The 18355-nt window shown below is 64.6% G+C and carries 13 protein-coding genes; 6 read left to right on the top strand and 7 right to left on the bottom strand.

The genetic code is table 11. The features are described 5' to 3' along the window. Window positions 1–33: 33 nt before the first annotated feature. From accB to BRAS3843_RS01295, 5 genes are all read right to left on the bottom strand, one after another. Window positions 34–519 carry an acetyl-CoA carboxylase biotin carboxyl carrier protein gene (accB, locus tag BRAS3843_RS01315; protein ID WP_008966872.1) on the bottom strand — a complete coding sequence of 162 codons (486 nt, stop codon included), beginning with the start codon at window positions 517–519 and terminating at the stop codon, window positions 34–36. Window positions 520–569: 50 nt separating this feature from the next. After that, complete coding sequence (gene aroQ / locus BRAS3843_RS01310; protein WP_008966871.1) at window positions 570–1046, bottom strand: type II 3-dehydroquinate dehydratase; 477 nt, start codon at window positions 1044–1046, stop codon at window positions 570–572. A gap of 425 nt (window positions 1047–1471) precedes the next feature. Next, complete coding sequence (locus BRAS3843_RS01305) at window positions 1472–2242, bottom strand: DUF1236 domain-containing protein (protein WP_008966870.1); 771 nt, start codon at window positions 2240–2242, stop codon at window positions 1472–1474. 231 nt (window positions 2243–2473) lie between these two features. After that, window positions 2474–3241: a DsbA family protein gene (locus BRAS3843_RS01300; RefSeq protein ID WP_035980525.1), complete on the bottom strand. Its 768-nt coding sequence runs from the start codon at window positions 3239–3241 to the stop codon at window positions 2474–2476. A 90-nt stretch (window positions 3242–3331) separates the two neighbouring features. Next, entirely contained in the window at window positions 3332–4741 is a 1410-nt protein-coding gene (locus BRAS3843_RS01295) for a M48 family metalloprotease (protein ID WP_008966867.1), read from the bottom strand. Window positions 4742–4898: 157 nt separating this feature from the next. On the opposite strand from BRAS3843_RS01295, the gene BRAS3843_RS01290 reads away from it, so the two are divergent. Beyond that, on the top strand, window positions 4899–6098 hold the full coding sequence (locus BRAS3843_RS01290) for an aminotransferase class I/II-fold pyridoxal phosphate-dependent enzyme (RefSeq protein ID WP_008966866.1): 1200 nt from the start codon (window positions 4899–4901) through the stop codon (window positions 6096–6098). 115 nt (window positions 6099–6213) lie between these two features. Then, on the top strand, window positions 6214–7548 hold the full coding sequence (locus BRAS3843_RS01285) for a dicarboxylate/amino acid:cation symporter (protein ID WP_008966865.1): 1335 nt from the start codon (window positions 6214–6216) through the stop codon (window positions 7546–7548). A gap of 81 nt (window positions 7549–7629) precedes the next feature. Here BRAS3843_RS01285 and BRAS3843_RS01280 read toward each other — a convergent pair whose 3' ends face one another. After that, window positions 7630–9966: a ribonuclease E/G gene (locus tag BRAS3843_RS01280; protein ID WP_277996469.1), complete on the bottom strand. Its 2337-nt coding sequence runs from the start codon at window positions 9964–9966 to the stop codon at window positions 7630–7632. Between BRAS3843_RS01280 and BRAS3843_RS42460 the strand changes: the two genes are divergently transcribed. From BRAS3843_RS42460 to prfB, 4 genes are all read left to right on the top strand, one after another. Further along, window positions 9961–11007 (top strand): hypothetical protein, encoded by a 1047-nt coding sequence (locus BRAS3843_RS42460; protein WP_277996468.1) that lies wholly within the window; start codon window positions 9961–9963, stop codon window positions 11005–11007. The genes BRAS3843_RS01280 and BRAS3843_RS42460 overlap by 6 nt on opposite strands. 647 nt (window positions 11008–11654) lie before the next feature. After that, window positions 11655–13025 carry an N-acetylmuramoyl-L-alanine amidase gene (locus BRAS3843_RS01275; protein ID WP_050886324.1) on the top strand — a complete coding sequence of 457 codons (1371 nt, stop codon included), beginning with the start codon at window positions 11655–11657 and terminating at the stop codon, window positions 13023–13025. A gap of 217 nt (window positions 13026–13242) precedes the next feature. Next, window positions 13243–15759 (top strand): penicillin-binding protein 1A, encoded by a 2517-nt coding sequence (locus tag BRAS3843_RS01270; RefSeq protein WP_008966862.1) that lies wholly within the window; start codon window positions 13243–13245, stop codon window positions 15757–15759. A gap of 119 nt (window positions 15760–15878) precedes the next feature. Next, a protein-coding gene (gene prfB, locus BRAS3843_RS01260; RefSeq protein ID WP_139024688.1) for a peptide chain release factor 2 occupies window positions 15879–17013 on the top strand; the annotation gives its coding sequence in 2 pieces (ribosomal slippage) (window positions 15879–15947 and window positions 15949–17013; 1134 coding nt in all). A 52-nt stretch (window positions 17014–17065) separates the two neighbouring features. Here prfB and BRAS3843_RS01255 read toward each other — a convergent pair. Then, window positions 17066–18355 (bottom strand): carbamoyltransferase C-terminal domain-containing protein (locus BRAS3843_RS01255; protein WP_035980524.1); only part of this gene is annotated, 1290 nt, incomplete at its 5' end.

The raw sequence follows: 18355 nt of genomic DNA, 5'->3' as shown, positions 1-18355 counted from the left end.
GCCTAGTCGCTGCTCGCCATTCGCTATTCGCCTCTATTCAATAATCACCAGCGGCTCGCCGAACTCGACCGGCTGGCCGTCCTCGACGAGGATCTGGGTGACCGTCCCAGCCCGCGGCGAGGGGATCTGGTTCATCGTCTTCATGGCTTCGATGATCATCAAGGTCTGGCCGACCGCGACCTTGGCGCCGACCTCGACGAATGGCTTGGCGCCGGGCTCGGGCGCCCAATAGGCGGTGCCGACCATCGGCGACGGCACGACGCCCGGATGTTTCGACAGGTCGGCGCTCGCAGCAGCTGCAGCGGCGGCCACGACAACCGGCATGGCTGCCGCGGCGGACGGCACGGCAGCGGGCACAGCGGCAGCCACGGTGACGTTGCGGGCCACGCGAATCCGCAATCCGGCGCGTTCAAGCTCGATCTCGGTCAGGCTGGTCTCGTCGAGCAGGGCTGCGAGCTCGCGGATCAGCTCGCTGTCTTCGAATTTCGCGGGGGTCTTCTCATTGGGCTGGCGCGCCATGATGGTGATCCAAAACTCTTCTGCTTGGTGTTCTTTGGGGCGGCGAGACGTCAGGCCTTCGCCTTGGTGTTTTCGGCGCCAATCTTCTCCGCGAGACCGGCGATCGCGAGCCGATAGCCGTCAATGCCGAAGCCGCAAATGGATGCAAACGCTGCCTTCGCGGTGAAAGAATGGTGTCGGAAGCTCTCGCGAGCGTGAATGTTGCTGATATGCACCTCGACGGTGGGGATTTTCACCCCCATCAGCGCGTCGTGCAACGCGATCGAGGTGTGAGAATAGGCGCCGGCGTTGATGATGATACCGATCACCTGCTTGGCCCGGGCCTCGTGGATCGCATCGACGAGGACGCCCTCGTGGTTCGACTGACGGCATTCGGCCGTCAGGCCATAGGCAGCCGCGGTGTCGACGCACAGCTTCTCGACATCGGCGAGGGTCGCATGACCATAGGTCTCAGGCTCGCGGGTGCCCAACAGATTCAGGTTGGGTCCATTGAGAACATAAATCGTCCGCTGAGGGGTTTCGGCCATCCTAATCCCGGCAATTTGGCGGCTACTGGTCCAATTCCGATCGTCGCATCCCCGATGCCCGGATCGTTTGCGAACGTTGGAATTGAAGGACCACCAGCAAGTTCTTGATGCCAGTGGGCTTTGGATTTGACATTCGCTTTGCGGCCTGCCGCAGAATGGGCAGCGAATGTCAAATCCACTCCACTGGCTGGCCGGGGGTTATATGTAACAAAACTGCGAAGGGGAAGCCTTTCGCAGGGCAGGATCTTACCCGAAACCGCTCGCATCCCCTGCGAAGAGCCCGGGCGAAGCTGTGGAAATCGCTGATTAACCACGCAGGGCCGACCGCGACCCCGCAGGTGGATTGTCCCACCCATGAATAGGGCGGGCATCGCTGCCCGCCCCAAGTTTCGTCACCTGGAATCTCGTCACCCGCCTGGTCGGGATCAGGTGTCGAGAACCGCCACGATCTCGTAGGTGTTCGGATCGATCACGACGATCTGGTCCCGGACCAGGATGTAGTCAAATCCGCGCCATTCCGGATAGACGGTCACGACGTCGGTCGGAAGCTGATGGAAGTGCACGTCGCGCGGCACGCGGGTGCCGATCGAGACCGAGAAGTTCACGTTGGTGACCGGCTCGACGTGCTGGCTGCGGATCACGCTCGTGATCTTGGTGCGCTGCTCGGTCGAGAGCTTGGCGCCGGCGCCCGCCTGGCCGGTGGTGACCTGCGAGCGATCGCCGCCGGTCTTGGTCTCCGCGTTCATGTTGGTGTTGCTGCGGCCCTCACGGTTCTCCGCGTTGTTGGTGCCGGTCTTGCTGTCCCGGCCCTCGGCCTTCATGTTCTTGTCGTGGCCTTCGCGACCTTCAGCCTTCATGTCCTTGCCGCCCTTGGTCTCGTTCTCCGAGCTCATGCTCTTCGACTTCTGACCCTGCGGACCGCGCATGTTGTCTTCGGCCTGCTTGCCCTTGGTTCCCGCCTTCTCGTCAGATTGGCTCGACTTCATCTCGGACGAGCCGCCCGCTGAAGGCGACGCGCTGTCGCGATTCATCGCTGCACCCGCGCTGCCGCCTGCAGCTCCGCCGGTCGACGCGCCACCGTGCATCGCAGCGCCGCCGGATTCGTGGCCCCCGGCACCCGCGCCTTGCGCGTGCGCAAATCCGGCACCGGCAATCAGCGCGATTGCAGCAACGGTTACCATCAAGCGATTAGTCATTTCAGTCCTCCTCGTGTTTTCGGCATTGCCCGCGCCGACAACTGCAGGGGATTGGAGATGTTCCGTGCAGCGCGATTGGTTCCAGGATTTTGTCGCCGCTCGCACTGTTCTGAACCGGCGCTCATCAAGGTGAACACAAGATGACCGCATAAAGAGAAAAGGCCGGCTGATTGGTCAGCCGGCCTTTATGGGACGATGAAGCGGTACGTTCAGTACGTAGTAGGATGTGAATCAGCAGGTCGCCTTGCCGCAGCGGGCAACACCGATCTTCTCCTTCAGGCCTTCGAGCCCGACGGCGCCGATCACGACCTGCTTGCCGATCACATAGCTGGGCGTGCCATTCATGCCCATCTCCTCGGCGAGCTTGAAATTCTCCTCGATCGTCGCTTTGGCTTCGGGGCTCGCCATGTCCTTCTCGATGCGCGCCATGTCCAGCCCGAGATCCTTCGCCACCGCCAGCGCATGCGCCTTGTCGGCGGGGCCGCGGCCGCCCAAGAGCTTCTGGTGGAAATCGAGGTATTTCTGCGGCGCCTGCATACGCACGGCGACCGCGACCTGCGCCGCCTCGACCGAGCCCTGGCTCAGCACCGGGAATTCCTTCAGCACGATCTTCAGCTTGCTGTCGTTCTTGATGAGGTCGAGCATGTCGGCCATGGCGCGCTTGCAGTAGCCGCAATTGTAGTCGAAGAACTCGACGAAGGTCACGTCGCCGTCCTTGTTGCCGAGCACGACACCGCGCGGCGAGTTGAAGATCGCGTCCGCGTTGCTGGCGATAGAGGCCTCGTGCTTGGCGGCTTCCGCGGCCGCCTGACGTTTGCTGAGCTCGGTCATCGCCTCCTCGAGCACCTCGGGATGCGAGACCAGGTAGTTCTTGATGATGGTCTCGATCTCGCCGCGCTGGCCGTCGGAAAAGCTCTCGGCGGACACCGCCTGCGGCGCGCCGCACAGCGCGAGTGCGAACAGCGCTGCAAAGGCAAAGAGAGGGCGAAGGGGCAGCATGTGAATGGCTCTCTGGGTCAAAACGGTCGTGTCCTTATCGTTGGTCGTGGTCGGGTCTGACGGGCGCAGCGCGAGATGATACCGCAAAGTCTATTCGCCTTTTTGGCCGGGAAGCGGTTTTGCCGAAACGATGTCGTCGGCCTTCACCCAGCCCGGTGAGCCGACCGCGAAACGGGTTTTGGCGCGCGAGGCGAGCTCGCGGGCCGTCTTGTTGTCGCCGCGAAGGAAGGCCGCTTGGGCGGAAGCGAGATCGGCCTCCGCATAATCGCCCTTGCGGCCATAGGCCATCGCGAGCTGGCTATAGCCGAGCGGCGCTTCGCCTTCGCGCGATACCGCAGCGCGAAGGATCGCGATCGCCTCGTCGGTATAGGCATTATTGTCGGTGCCGACCAAGGCCTGCCCAAGTAACATCTCGATGAGGGGGGCATGGTTGGAGAGCTGAACGGCCTTGCGCAGTGGCGCGATGGCCTCCGCCGGGCGGCCGCCCTCAAGCAGCGCCTGGCCGCGCACTTCATAGAAATAGGGGTTGTTCGGCTGGACCTGGATCAATGTGTCGATCTGCGCCAGCGCACTGCGCAAATCGCCATGCAGATAGGTCGAGATCGCCCGGGCATAGCGCGCCGGCAGGCCAGTATCCGACAAGGGGTAGCGCCGCGCGACGGTATCCGGCCGCTCCATGAAGGCCGAGATCTTGGCGCGGGCCATGTCATGACGCAGCTGGAGTGACGGCTCGTCCTTCTTGTCCCAATAGGGGCTCTGCCGGGCCAGCCCCTCCAGTGCCTCGACACGATCCGCCGGCATCGGGTGCGATTGCAGGTAGGGATCGGCGCCGCGGGCTGCGAACAGGCTCTCGCTGGTGAAGCGCTTGAAGGTCTCGTACATGCCTTTGGGCGACTGGCCGGTCGCAGTCAGGAACTTGACGCCGGCGCGGTCGGCGTTCTCCTCCTGCTGCCGCTGATACGACAACAGCGAGCGCCGGATCATCTCGCCGGGACCGGCGAGCGCGGCGGCGCCGGCATTGGCAAGCCCGCTGCCGCTGCCGCTGCGCGCGCCCATCGCAAGCGCACCAGCGCCGAGCACGGTGGCGATGATCATCTGCGTCTGCGCGGTCGCCAGCTGTTGGCGCAGCTTGGCGAGATGGCCGCCGGCGAGATGGCCGGTCTCGTGGGCAAGCACGCCGATCAGCTGGTTCGGGGTCTCCGACTGCATGATCGCGCCGTAATTGACGAAGATGCGGCGGCCGTCGGCAACGAACGCGTTGAACGAGGCGTCGTTGATGATGACCATCTGGATATTCTGCTTCTCGAGGCCCGCGGCGCGGAGAATCGGGCGCGTATACTCGCGCAGCAGCACCTCGGTCTCGGTGTCGCGCAGTATAGGCGGTCCCCCCTTGCCCTCCTGGGCCGAGACCGGGGCGACTGGGGCGAGCGCCAGCGCCGCGGCGACCACGGCGGAGACCAGACCGGACAGGTTCTTGCGAGGCACGATACGGAGCAACATCAAGGCGATCTTTGCAATTGGCGCGGGGCTCGATACGGGCTATTGCCCACCAAACCGCGGAATGCGGCTCATCTGCGGCGCAAAAAGGCTTAATCCCGGCGCGCGCCGCAAGGTTGAGCAGCCGGGCCCAAACAGCCGGGGTCAATAGCAGATATCGATGGTCGAGGCGACACTGACGAGCAAAATGGAACCACGGATTGCAAGCCTGCTTTCGCCCTCGCGGCGCAGCGATGTTCCGCCGTTCATGGTGATGGACGTGATGGCGGCCGCCGAGCGAATCGAGGCGGCTGGCGGCCAGGTGATCCACATGGAGGTCGGCCAGCCGGCCGCGCCGGCGCCCCGCACTGCGATCGCGGCGGCCCATCAGGCCCTGGAGACGGCGCGGATCGATTACACCTCGGCGCTGGGGATGAGCTCGCTGCGGGAACGGATCGCGCGGCACTATCGCGAGACTTATGGCTGCACCGTCGATCCGGCGCGGATCGTGATCACCACGGGATCATCGGCCGCGTTCATCCTGGCCTTCCTGGCGATGTTCGAGCCCGGTGACCGCGTCGCGGTGACCGTGCCGGGCTATCCGCCTTATCGCCACATCCTGGCTGCGCTCGGCTGCGAGCCGGTGCTGATCGAGACCAGCAGCGAGACGCGCCACGCGCTCACCGGCGAGGCGTTGCTCGCAGCGCACCGCAAGGCGCCGCTGAAGGGCGTGCTGGTCGCGAGCCCCGCCAATCCCACCGGTACGATGATGTCGCGCGAAGCCTTGGCGGGCGTTCTTGCGGCCGCCCATGGCGCCGGCATCCGCTTCATCTCGGATGAGATCTATCACGGACTGGACTATGCCTTCCCGGCGGTGACCGCAGCCGAGCTGTCGCCCGATGCGCTCGTCATCAATTCCTTCTCCAAATACTTTTGCATGACGGGCTGGCGGATCGGCTGGATGGTGGTGCCGGACGCGCTGGTTCGCCCGGTCGAGCGGCTGCAGCAAAACCTTGCGATCTCGGTGCCAACGCTCTCGCAAATCGCGGCGGAAGCGGCATTCGACGGCCGGACCGAGATGGACGCCATCAAGCATGGCTATCAGGAGAACCGTCGCATCCTGATCGAGGGGCTTCCGACCGCAGGCTTGCGCAAATTCCTGCCGGCCGACGGCGCGTTCTATCTCTATGCCGACGTGTCCGACTTTACCTCCGACAGCTTCGAATTCACCAAACGGATGCTGGAGGAGATCCACGTTGCTGCGACGCCAGGGCTCGATTTCGACCCCATCCATGGCCGCAGCTTCGTGCGCTTTTCTTATGCACGATCAGCTGACGATATGCGGGAAGCGGTGCGGCGGATCGGGCATTGGCTCGGATAAGCCAACCAGTGGTTTACCGGCGTTGCCGCCATTGACAGTGGCGCGCCAATTTGTGTCAGGTGCGCTTCGATGAGGGCCGATGTAGCGCCCTTGCACGCGTAGGATGAGGAACGCCATGGTGGCAGCAACCCAGGCCGGGACGTATGACCGGCCCCAGACGGCGAAGAAGCCCTGGTACAAGATTCTCTATGTCCAGGTCCTGATCGCCATTGTCATTGGCGTCTTGGTTGGCTGGCTCTGGCCAAGTGTTGCCACCAACGACTGGGTCAAGGCGCTTGGCGACGGCTTCATCAAGCTGATCAAGATGGTGATCGCGCCGATCATCTTCTGCACGGTTGTGTCGGGCATTGCGCATATTCAGAATGCGAGCAAGGTCGGACGAGTTGGCGTCAAGGCGCTGGTCTATTTCGAGATCGTTTCGACCTTTGCGCTGGTCATCGGCCTTATCGTCGGCAATCTGGTCCCGATCGGACACGGCCTTGCCGCCAAGCCGGATGCCTCCGCGGTCGCCAATTACGTGAAGCAGGCGGAGGCTCAGAAGACCGTCGACTTCGTCCTCAACATCATCCCTGACAGCGTGGTCGGCGCATTGGCGCGCGGCGATATCCTGCAGGTCCTGTTGTTCGCGATCCTGTTCGGCTTTGCGCTGATGGCGCTCGGCGAGCGTGGCCACCGGCTGCGCGATGTGATCGACGATGCCGCGCATGCGGTGTTCGGCGTCATCGCGATCGTGATGAAGGCGGCTCCGCTCGGCGCGTTCGGCGCCATGGCCTATACGATCGGAAAATTCGGGCCCGCCGCGCTCGGCAACCTGATTGGCCTGATCGCGCTGTTCTATCTCGCGGCTGCCCTGTTCGTGGTGCTCGTGCTCGGCCTGATCGCCCGCTTCATCGGCTTTTCCATCTTCAAGTTCATCGCTTACATCAAGGACGAGCTCCTGATCGTGCTCGGCACCAGCTCGTCGGAAAGCGCGCTGCCGCAGTTGATGGAGAAGCTCGAGCGGCTCGGCTGCTCGAAGCCGGTGGTGGGCCTCGTGGTGCCGACCGGCTATTCCTTCAATCTCGACGGCACCAACATCTACATGACCTTGGCGACGCTGTTCATCGCGCAGGCGCTCGGTGTCGATCTGAGCTTCAGCCAGCAGCTGACCATCCTGGTCGTGGCGATGCTGACGTCGAAGGGCGCAAGCGGCGTCACCGGCGCGGGCTTCATCACCCTTGCGGCGACGCTGTCGGTGGTCAGCCCGGCGTTGGTGCCGGGCATGGCGATCGTGTTCTCGATCGACAAGTTCATGAGCGAGGTGCGCGCGCTCACCAATATCACTGGCAACGGCATCGCTGCCGTGTTCGTGTCGTGGTGGGAAGGCGAGCTCGATCATGAGCGGCTGCAGAAGCGCCTGAACCAGGAGATCGATCCCTCCGACGTCGAGACCGCCGTCACTACCGGCTGAGCCTCTGCCGTCTCGCAGATATGAAAACGCCCGGCTGGATGGCCGGGCGTTTGCTTTTGAGAGGGTTGTCTGGCCGGTCGCTTACTGCCCGCCGCCGAAGCGGCGCGACCACCAGCCGGCGCGGCGCGGTCCGGGCGTCTCGCTCGGCGCCGGCGCGGCTTCCGTGGCCTGCGGTTCGACAGCAGGGGCGGGCGGAGGCGACGATGGCTCGCTCGCGCCGACATCGACCATGGGGGCGGGCGCGTCCTGCTTCGGCTGCGTGAAGAAGCTGACCTTCTCGCGAACCGTCGAACGGCGCGGCGTCTTGTCCGACTCCGCTCTTTGCGGCTCCTCCTGCTCGGCTTCCTGGGTGACGACAGGCTGCGGAGCAGGGACGGGCGCCGAGGCGACCGGTTCGTGATCCGTTGCGCCCGCTGTCGCCTCGGACACGGCTGAAGCCGGTTCGCCAGGCGCATCTTGATGCAGAGCTCCGCCGTTGCCGTCGAAATCAGCAACCGCCGTCTCGACTTCGGAGGCCGCAGGCGGCGCGAGATCATCGGCGATCGAGGCCGCGAGCCCGTCATCGGCGCCACCGCGGCGCCGCCGCCCGCCACGTCGGCCGCGCCGCCGCGGTCGGCGTTCGCCGTTGGGCTGGTCGCCCTGCGGCTCGCCGTGGGCAAAGGCGGGCTGCTCGTCCGCGTCCTCGTCGTCGGTTTCGGCGTCTTCGGCCGTCAGATCCGCGGCCTGGCCCGCTTCGGATGGATGTGCTGCGACGGCTCCCTCGGGCTGCGCGCCTTCGCGCGCCTCGCCACCTCGGCCGCGCCGGCGCCTGCGACGCCTGCGACGCGGGCCTTCGCGCTCGCCTTCGCCATTGGCACCATCTGCGGTCGTCTCGTCAGACAGACCTTCGGTCTCGTCCGTCTCCACCTCGGACTCGGTCTCGAGATCGAACGGCTCATCTTCGTCCTCGACGTCATCGGCGACCAGCGCCGGAGCGGACGCCTGCGCAGCGACCAGCGCCTTGGCCGCTTCGAGCGTATGCACCTGCTCGCCGCGGTCGATCACGAAGGCCTGCTGTCCGCTCACCGTCGGATCGGCGATCACCGCGAGCGAAACCTTGAAGCTGTTCTCGAGATCGCGCAGATGGCCGCGCTTGTGGTTCAGCACGTAGAGCGCAACCTCCGTGCGGGTGCGCACGACAAGGTTGTGCGTCGCGCCCCGCATCAGCACCTCTTCGAGGCTGCGCAGCAGCTGCAGCGCGACCGACGACACCGAGCGCACATGGCCGGTGCCACCGCATTGCGGGCAGGGCTCGGTGGAGCTTTCGAGCACGCTGGCGCGGATGCGCTGGCGCGACATCTCCAGCAGGCCGAAATGCGAAATGCGACCGACCTGGATCCGTGCGCGGTCCTGCCGCAGACAGTCGGAGAGCTTGCGCTCGACCGCGCGGTTGTTGCGCTTCTCGTCCATGTCGATGAAGTCGATCACGATCAGTCCGGCGAGATCGCGCAGCCGGAGCTGGCGGGCGACTTCCTCGGCGGCCTCGAGATTGGTCTTGAGCGCGGTGTCCTCGATATGGTGCTCGCGGGTGGCGCGGCCTGAGTTGACGTCGATCGAGACCAGTGCCTCGGTCTGGTTGATCACGATGTAGCCGCCGGAGCGCAGCTGCACCGTCGGCGAGAACATCGCATCGAGCTGGCTCTCGACCCCCATCCGCGAGAACAGCGGCTGGCCGTCGCGATACTGCTTCACCGCCCGCACGTTGGACGGCATCAGCATCTTCATGAAATCATGTGCCTCGCGGTAACCGGCCTCGCCGGCGACCAGGATCTCGTCGATCTCCTTGTTGTAGAGATCGCGCAGCGAGCGCTTGATCAGCGAGCCTTCCTCATAGACCAGGGTCGGCGCCTGCGACTTCAAGGTCATGTCGCGGACGGTTTCCCACAGCCGCAGCAGATATTCGAAGTCGCGCTTGATCTCGGGCTTGGTGCGGTTGGCGCCGGCCGTGCGCAGAATGACGCCCATGCCCTCGGGCACGTCGAGATCCTGCACCACTTCCTTCAGGCGCGAGCGGTCCTGGGCCGAGGTGATCTTGCGGCTGATGCCACCGCCGCGCGCGGTGTTGGGCATCAGCACCGCGTAACGGCCGGCCAGCGACAGGTAGGTCGTCAGCGCCGCGCCTTTGTTACCGCGCTCTTCCTTGACCACCTGGACCAGCATCACCTGGCGGCGCTTGATGACTTCCTGGATCTTGTACTGGCGGCGGGGACGGAACGGTCGCTCCGGCACCTCTTCGAGCACATCGTCGCCGCCGACGGACTCGACGACCTCTTCCTCGGCCTCTTCGCCGTCCTCGTCCTCGTCGTCGTGGTGGTCGTCACCGCGGGCGACACCGTTCTCATCCTGCGGGACGATGCTGACGCCGCTGCCCTCATGCACCTGTTCGGTATCGGCGGCGGTGTGCTCGTCATGATCGTCATGGACGTGGTCATCATGATCGTGCAGGTCCGCGCGCTCCGCGCCGTATTCGCCTGCAGCATCGGCTTCATGATGCTCGGCGCCCGGCGCCATGGTCAGATTCTCGGACCCGACTACGGGGATGTCGGACGGTGCCTCGCCCTCGGCTCGTTCGGCAACGACGCTCCCTGCGGCGTGCCCGCGTTCGTCATGCTCCTCATCATGGACGTCGTCGTCCGGATGATCATCATCGTCATCATGATCATGGTCGTCGTCGTGATGATGGTCGTCACCGGCATGATGCTCGTCGACCTCCCGCGCCTGGTGGAGACCGGCTTCGCCGAAGCCCTGCACGCGGTCGGATTCGGCCTCGTCGTCGTCGCCGTAGCCTTCGTGATGGGCCTCGAAGCGGTCACCCTCGGGTTCGTGCGCATGAGGCTCCAGATCGTGGGGCTCCACATCATGGCTCTCGAGATGATGCTCCTCGGGCTCATGGCCTTCGGCGTGCGGCATCGCTGCTGCCGCCTCGGTCCCCTCGACGATTTCGCTCTGGACGCGCTCGCCGCTGCCGCGACGTCGCGAACTGCGATGGCGATTGCGACGCCGGTTCGCGCGGCTCTCGTTTTCTTCCTCGGCTTCGCGATGCGCGCGCTCTTCGGCCTCGATCAGCGCCTGCCGATCCGCAACCGGGATCTGATAATAGTCGGGATGGATTTCGCTGAACGCGAGAAAGCCGTGGCGATTGCCGCCATATTCCACGAAAGCGGCTTGCAGCGAAGGTTCGACCCGCGTGACCTTGGCGAGGTAGATATTGCCGCGCAGTTGCTTGCGTTGGGCAGTCTCGAAATCAAACTCCTCGACGCGATTGCCGCGGACGACAACCACCCGGGTCTCTTCCGGGTGGGTAGCATCGATCAACATCTTGTTGGGCATATTGGAACTCTTGAAGGCGACGGACGCGGCTGGCCGCGAGCGCGTGGCGCGCTGTCGGACGACGCGACGGTCCACCTGATTCGGGGGTGAGGGGAAGGCCTAAACGCCTAACACTGCGCCGCGCCGACCGCAGAACCCGCGGATCGATCCGCCGGGCGGGACCTTGGCCCCGCATCGGTGCGGACATCCCGCGAGTGTTGGTCGGCAATACAGTATGGCGCATCAAGCGTCGGCCCGTCTGAACACGTGGGCGGCAGTGGGTACCGCCGGTCTCATGCTGAAGGCCAGATTGCGCCGAAACGCTTGCCTTGGATTTCGATACCAACCCCGTCGAGGGCGTGGTATCGGGCTATGCCGTGTCTGGCGCAGCGCCTGGGCGTCTCGGAATGAGTGGCCCTGGGAACCGGCCCCGCTCGGGTGCGTCACCGACCCCTCAACGAAACCGCGCGGGACGCGCAGGTTCTGAGGAGGGGACGGGTGCTGGAATCCTCGCGCTTTTCGATCATCTAGAGCACGAAGATCCGGCGTGGCACCGGGGAGGCTGAACGCGACACAACCGGCAGTAAGTATGAGTCTTCAGCCTCTTGTACATACGTGGAATGGAGAGTGCGTGCAAGGGAGGCGTCGCGGAACCGCAACAATCGCCGCAATTTACCCAATTTGAGGGAGGTGACTAAAGTTGGCATTTAACCCTGTGGTTTGATTGCGCTAAGAGAGCATGCGGAGGCGTGGAATCGTTGGCTGACCGGGCAAATCGTTCATTTTGGCTGGGATGCGCATGTCTGTGCGTCACGGAAATGTTATGCGCTGGCAATACCGCAGTATGGGCGCAGACGCCTGTGCCGGCCATCCAAGTACCCGCCATCCAGGCGCCAGCCGTTCCGATCGCCTCCGACGCCAGGCTTGCGGGTGATTCCCGGCAGACCCGCTTTGTTTTGGACCTGGATAAACCGGTCGCATTTCGCGCCTTTGTGCTGGGCGACCCTTATCGGGTGGTCGTCGACTTGCCACAGGTCAGTTTCCATCTTCCGACCGGGGCGGGCGCCGGTGGGCGCGGCTTGATCAAGGCGTTCCGTTACGGACTGGTCCTGCCGGGCGGCTCGCGAATGGTATTCGATGTCACCGGCCCGGTGCGGATCACCGCCGCTTCCGTGCTCGACTCGGTCAATGGCCAGCCGGCCCGGCTGGTGCTGGAGCTGGAAGAGGTGGATCAAGCCACTTTTGCCCAATTGATTGGGACTGAAAGCCGCCCGGCACCGACGCAGGCCCTTGCGAATGCCGGCGCGCTCGGCTCATCGGGCGGTCCGCCCTCCATTCAGGCGCCCGCGGCCACCACGCCGGCGACCCAGGCGCCTGTTGCTCCTCCCGATGGACGGCCGGTGGTCGTCATCGATCCCGGCCACGGCGGCGTCGACAATGGCACCCAGACCGGCGAGGTTCCGGAGAAAGACTTGGTGCTTGCGTTCGGCCTCGCGTTGCGTGACCGGCTGGAGAAGACCGGCAAATACCACGTCGTGATGACCCGCGACGACGATACCTTCATTCCGCTGGGGGATCGGGTGAAGATCGCGCAAAAACAATCGGCGGATCTGTTCGTCTCGATCCACGCGGATGCCCTGCCACGCGGCGAAGGCACCGCCCAGGGCGCCACGATCTACACGCTGTCCGACAAGGCCTCGGACGCCGAAGCCGAGCGGCTGGCCGAGGCGGAAAACCGCGCGGACGCCATCGGCGGCGTCAATCTGACCGACGAGCCGACGGATGTCGCCGACATCCTGATCGATCTGGCGCGGCGCGAAACCCGAACATTTTCCAACCGGTTCGCCCATCTGTTGATGAATGACATGAAAGCCACGGTGCATATGCATAAGCGGCCGTTGAAATCCGCTGGCTTCCGCGTGCTCAAGGCGCCCGATGTCCCGTCGGTGCTGGTCGAACTCGGCTACGTCTCGAACAAGGGTGACATGGGTAACCTGATCTCGGAGAGCTGGCGTTCGAAGACGGCGGACGCGATGGCACGTGCCGTCGATTCGTTCCTCGCCAAGCGTATCGCCAATGCATCCGGACCGCGCCCGGAGCCCAAATCGCCAGCCCGGCCAAAGCCCTAGTTTGGCCACAGCAACCGCCTTATAAGCGTACCGCGAGTGATTGGGAATCGGGACAGATTCCACTCTGGTGAACTTGTGATAGGCTTGCCTGTGCAAGGTTCCTAAAGACGGCTCATGCGGCGTCATTGCCGCCCGCGTGGTTCTTGACCGATGTGCCCTGTGAGGCGCTGGATGTCCGAGCCGAGAGACGAACGAGAGTTGAAACGGATATTTGCCGATGCGCTTTCTGGTGCGGTTTTTTGGCTTCCTGTTCGCCGCGGGGACTGTCGTTTTTCTGGTCGGCGTGGCCGGGGTCGCCGGGCTGATCTGGCATTTCTCCAAGGATCTGCCGGACTACTCGCAGCTGCAAGATTACGAGCCGCCGGTGATGACGCGTGTCCACGCCGTGGATGGTTCGCTGGTCGGTGAATATGCCAAGGAGCGGCGGCTGTACCTGCCGATCCAGGCCGTTCCCAAGCTCGTGATCAATGCGTTCCTCGCCGCCGAGGACAAGAATTTCTACGAGCATGGCGGCATCGATTTCACGGGCATGGCGCGCGCCGCCGTCGTCTACGCACAGAATTTCGGCTCGAACCGCCGTCCGCAAGGCGCGTCCACCATCACGCAGCAGGTCGCCAAGAATTTCCTCCTGACCAACGAGGTGTCGTTCACCCGTAAGATCAAGGAAGCGCTGCTCGCGATGCGCATCGAGCGAACCTATTCCAAGGACAAGATCCTCGAGCTCTATCTGAACGAGATCTATCTGGGCTCGGGCGCCTATGGCGTGGCGGCTGCTTCGCTCGTTTATTTTGACAAGTCCGTCAACGAGCTCACGGTGGCCGAAGCGGCCTATCTGGCGGCGTTGCCGAAGATGCCGGGCAGCCTGCATCCGATCCGCAACCATGACCGTGCCATCGAGCGCCGCAACTACGTGGTCGATCGTCTGCTTGAGAACGGCTGGATCAAGCAGGCCGATGCCGACAAGGCGCGCAAGGATCCGCTGACGATCGCAAGCCGGAACACCGGCGCCCACATCTTCGCCGGCGAATATTTTGCCGAGGAGGTTCGTCGCGACATCTTCGAGCGCTATGGCGAGAAGAAGCTCTACGAGGGCGGATTGTCGGTGCGCACCACGCTGGATCCGAAGATCCAGGTCATGGCGCGAAAGGCGATGGTCGCGGGCCTCGTCAAATACGATCAGGAGCAGGGTTGGCGCGGGGCGGTCAGCAAGATCGACGTGTCCGGCGACTGGGGCGTGAAGCTGGCCGACATCAAGTCGCTTGCCGATATCTCGCCCTGGCGCATGGCCGTGGTGCTTGAAATCAGCGACCAGTCGGCGCGGATCGGATTCCAGCCCGGCCGCGAACTCGGCGGCGCCGTCAGCAAGGAACGGCAGACCGGACTGATCACGCTCGACGGCGTCAGGTGGGCGCGCGCTGCCTCCGGCAATCTGCGCGGCAAGACGCCGACGGCGGTGTCGCAGGTGCTGCAGCCGGGCGACGTGATCTATGCCGATCCGCTCTACAAGGAAGGCAATCCCGTCGAGGGCCAGTACCGGCTCGAGCAGCTGCCTGAAGTCTCTGGCGCCATGGTCGCGATGGATCCCAACACCGGACGCGTGCTCGCGATGGTCGGCGGCTTCTCCTTCGATCAGAGTCAATTCAACCGCGCCACCCAGGCCTATCGGCAGCCCGGCTCGTCGTTCAAGCCGATCGTCTATTCGTCGGCGCTCGACAACGGCTACACGCCGTCGACCCAGGTGGTCGACGCTCCGATCGAGATCGACCAGGGGCAGGGCGGCGGCGTCTGGCGTCCGGAGAACTTCTCCTCGGGCAAATATCTCGGCCCGACGACGCTGCGCAACGCGCTGCGGCTGTCGTTGAACACGGTCACCGTGCGGCTGGCTCAGGATATCGGCATGCCGCTGATCTCCGAATATGCCAAGCGTTTCGGCGTGTATGACGAGCTGCCGAACTATCTATCCTACGCGCTCGGCGCCGGCGAGACCACCGCCATGCGCATGGTGACGGCCTATTCGATGATCGCCAATGGCGGCCGCCGCGTGAAGCCGACGCTGATCGATCGCATCCAGGACCGCTATGGCCACACCATCTTCAAGCACGATGCCCGCGAATGCCGCGGCTGCGACGCGCCGGATGGCTGGCACAATCAGGCCGAGCCGCCGCTTGTCGACCGTCGCGAGCAGGTGCTGGACACCATGACCGCCTACCAGATCACCTCGATGTTGGAAGGCGTGGTCAATGCGGGCACCGCAACCGCCCTCAAGGAGGTTGGCAAGCCGATCGCCGGCAAGACCGGCACGACCAACGAGGCCAAGGATGCCTGGTTCGTCGGCTTCTCGCCGGACCTCGCAGTCGCCATCTACATGGGCTACGACAAGCCGCGTCCGCTTGGCCGGGGCAACGCGGCGACCGGCGGCCATCTGGCGGCGCCGATCGCGCGCGATTTCATGAAGCTCGCGCTGGCCGACAAGCCGGCGACGCCGTTCAAGATCCCCGCCGGCATCAAGCTGGTCCGCGTCGATTCCAAGACCGGCATGCGCGCAGGTCCCGGCGATTCCGGCCGCACCATCATGGAAGCATTCAAGCCGGGTACGGCGCCGCCGGATAACTACTCGGTCATCGGTGTCGCCGATGCGGATCAGCGCGGTGTGGGTGCGATGCCGTCTCAGAGCGGCGGCCAACCGGACAATGGCGGCTTCTTCATGCGGCCGGGGACGGGCAGCCTGTATTAGCGCAGTGCGAAACCGGTCAGTTCGCGACGCACTGCGGTTGCGCTTTGCGTCGTGCGCCGCTACATCCCGGTGCAGGATTGTCGCTGCGGCTGTTTGAGCCGCGGCTCGAAGAGAGCGATATGCGCGCTGAGATCGAGAAAATTGTAGAAGAGATCAAGCAGTCGGTCGGGCTGCTGAGGAGGCATCTTTGACGTCGAGACATCGACGGCAAGGCTGGCTGAGCTGAACAAGCTCGCCGAAGATCCCAATCTCTGGAACGACCCCCAAAAAGCACAAAGGCTGATGCAGGAGCGGACCTCCCTGGAGGATTCGCTGACCGGCATCGGCAAGGTCGAGCGCGAGCTCAACGACAACATCGAGATGATCGAGCTCGGCGAGGCTGAGAACGATGCCGGTGTGGTCGCCGAGGCCGAGAATGCGCTGAAGGACCTGAAGAAGGAGGTCGCGCGGCGCGAGCTCGAGGCTCTGCTGTCCGGCGAGGCCGACAAGTTCGACACCTATCTCGAGGTACATGCCGGCGCCGGCGGGACCGAGAGCCAGGACTGGGCGCAGATGCTGCTGCGCATGTACGCGCGCTGGGCCGAGAAGCACGGATTCAAGATCGAGTATCTTGAGGAGTCCCAGGGAGAAGAGGCCGGCATCAAGTCGGCCACGATCCAGATCTCCGGCCACAACGCCTATGGCTGGTTGAAGACGGAGGCCGGCGTGCACCGGCTGGTCCGGATCTCCCCATTCGACTCCAACGCGCGGCGCCATACCTCGTTCTCGTCGGTGCAGATCTTCCCGGTCATCGATGACTCCATCAAGATCGACATCAAGGAGTCTGACGTCCGCACCGACACGATGCGGTCCGGTGGTGCCGGCGGCCAGCACGTGAACAAGACCGAATCAGCGGTGCGGTTGACTCATATTCCGACCGGCATCGCGGTGGTCTGCCAGGCCGGCCGCTCCCAGCACAAGAACCGCGCGCAGGCATGGGACATGCTGCGGGCGCGACTCTATGAGATCGAGCTGAAGAAGCGCGAGGAGAAGGCCGCCGCCGAACAGGCGGCCAAGACTGACATCGGCTGGGGCCACCAGATCCGCTCCTACGTGCTGCAGCCCTATCAGATGGTGAAGGACCTGCGCACGGGCGTGCAGACGTCCGATACCGCTGGCGTGCTCGACGGCGATCTCGACGAGTTCATGGCCGCGACCCTGGCACAGCGCGCCTTTGGCACCACGCCCGGCGCGGAAATCGAGGACGTGGACTAACGCGCCGGTCTGGCGACGGGCTGGGTCGCGACATCGGTTCGGCCCCCGACACTCAACGCGAGCTGCGCTGCCAGCGCTTCTGCCAATCCGAAAACCGCCCGCTGTCGTGGTCGCTGCCATGGCGCACCGCGTAAGCGGTGCCGTCACTTGCCACCATGATGACAGCGTCGAGCCCCTTGGCGCGGCGCAGGGTCTCGACCGCTTGTTGCGGGGTCTGCGCGATGGGACCTGCGACATTGAACGAGGTGTTGACGGACATCTCGACGCCGACATGACGCCCCATCGCCTTCAGATAGGCGTAGGTCAAGGGATCACAGCCCTCGCGCACGATTTGGATGCGCCCGGTGCCGTCGGCGTGGATCACGGCCGGAATCCTGTCGCGGGCATGCGGCTTCGCATGCGCCGTCAGCACCATGTAGTTATAGGCATTGTAGTCAGCGTCTGACGCCCCGTCCTCGAGCACGAAATGGTCGCGCGCCGCCTCCAACGTCGCCATTGGCGCCAGCGGGCGGATCGCCTCGCGATACTTCACCCGCGCATTGAGATGCTCGCGGACATCGGGATCGCAGGGGTTGGCGAGGATGGAGCGGTGGCCGAGCGCGCGCGGTCCGGTTTCGCCGGCGCCCTGATAAAGCGCGATCACGCCGCCTTGCGCCACCATGAAGGCCATGAGGTCCGCGACTGCGCCGCGTCCGGTTGGAGTTGCGACTTCGCCGATCTCCTCGGCCGCGACGTCATCGGCGCTGAGCGCGGCTTCGATCTCCGTCCGCGTCGGCGCCAGGCCGCAATAGAAGGCGTGATCCAGCGGCGTGCCGCGCGGTGCGCCCGCCAGGTGCGCAAACAGCCAGGCCGCGCCGATGGGAACGCCGGGATCGCCCGGCACCGGCGGCACCCACAGATGCAGGCGCGCCTTGCGCGCCTGCGCTGCCGCGAACCAGGCCTCGTCGAAATATTCGAGCAGCCGCATATTGCCGACCGCATTCAGCGCCACGCCGCCGGTCAGGATCAGCCGCCGCGCTCCCGTCGTGCGCAACAGATGATCGACAACATGGATAAGCGCGTCCTCGAACACCATCTGCGTGGCGGCGGCCTTGTCGAGCCGGTCCTGGGTGTCGGCGCGATGCTGGATGTCTTCGACACGCAGCACGGCGTCGGGATTCCACAGCTGCGACGGTTTGAGCGGTGCGCCGAGAATGTCGATCAGGGCAGGGTGGTAGGGCTCGTCGAACGGCGAGGCGTACCAATTGGCGAGCGCGCGGTTGAGCCTGACCTCGCCGTTCTCTGCGAGCACCAGCACGTCTCTCAGCCGCTGATAGTAGGGATTGCCGGCGCGATCCATGTT

This window comes from Bradyrhizobium sp. STM 3843, assembly GCF_000239815.1.
In the GTDB taxonomy this organism is placed as follows: domain Bacteria; phylum Pseudomonadota; class Alphaproteobacteria; order Rhizobiales; family Xanthobacteraceae; genus Bradyrhizobium.
The sequence above is the reverse complement of the archived record's forward strand: the minus strand, read 5'-3'. Positions and strand labels throughout refer to the sequence as shown.

Excerpts from the sequence above, each read along its gene's own strand:
- BRAS3843_RS01290 (WP_008966866.1), top strand. The coding sequence starts at position 4,899 with ATGGTCGAGGCGACACTGACGAGCAAAATGGAACCACGGATTGCAAGC.
- aroQ (WP_008966871.1), bottom strand. The coding sequence starts at position 1,046 with ATGGCCGAAACCCCTCAGCGGACGATTTATGTTCTCAATGGACCCAAC.
- BRAS3843_RS01270 (WP_008966862.1), top strand. The coding sequence starts at position 13,243 with ATGCGCTTTCTGGTGCGGTTTTTTGGCTTCCTGTTCGCCGCGGGGACT.
- BRAS3843_RS42460 (WP_277996468.1), top strand. The coding sequence starts at position 9,961 with ATGCACCTGTTCGGTATCGGCGGCGGTGTGCTCGTCATGATCGTCATG.
- BRAS3843_RS01305 (WP_008966870.1), bottom strand. The coding sequence starts at position 2,242 with ATGACTAATCGCTTGATGGTAACCGTTGCTGCAATCGCGCTGATTGCC.
- accB (WP_008966872.1), bottom strand. The coding sequence starts at position 519 with ATGGCGCGCCAGCCCAATGAGAAGACCCCCGCGAAATTCGAAGACAGC.
- BRAS3843_RS01285 (WP_008966865.1), top strand. The coding sequence starts at position 6,214 with ATGGTGGCAGCAACCCAGGCCGGGACGTATGACCGGCCCCAGACGGCG.
- BRAS3843_RS01295 (WP_008966867.1), bottom strand. The coding sequence starts at position 4,741 with ATGTTGCTCCGTATCGTGCCTCGCAAGAACCTGTCCGGTCTGGTCTCC.
- BRAS3843_RS01300 (WP_035980525.1), bottom strand. The coding sequence starts at position 3,241 with ATGCTGCCCCTTCGCCCTCTCTTTGCCTTTGCAGCGCTGTTCGCACTC.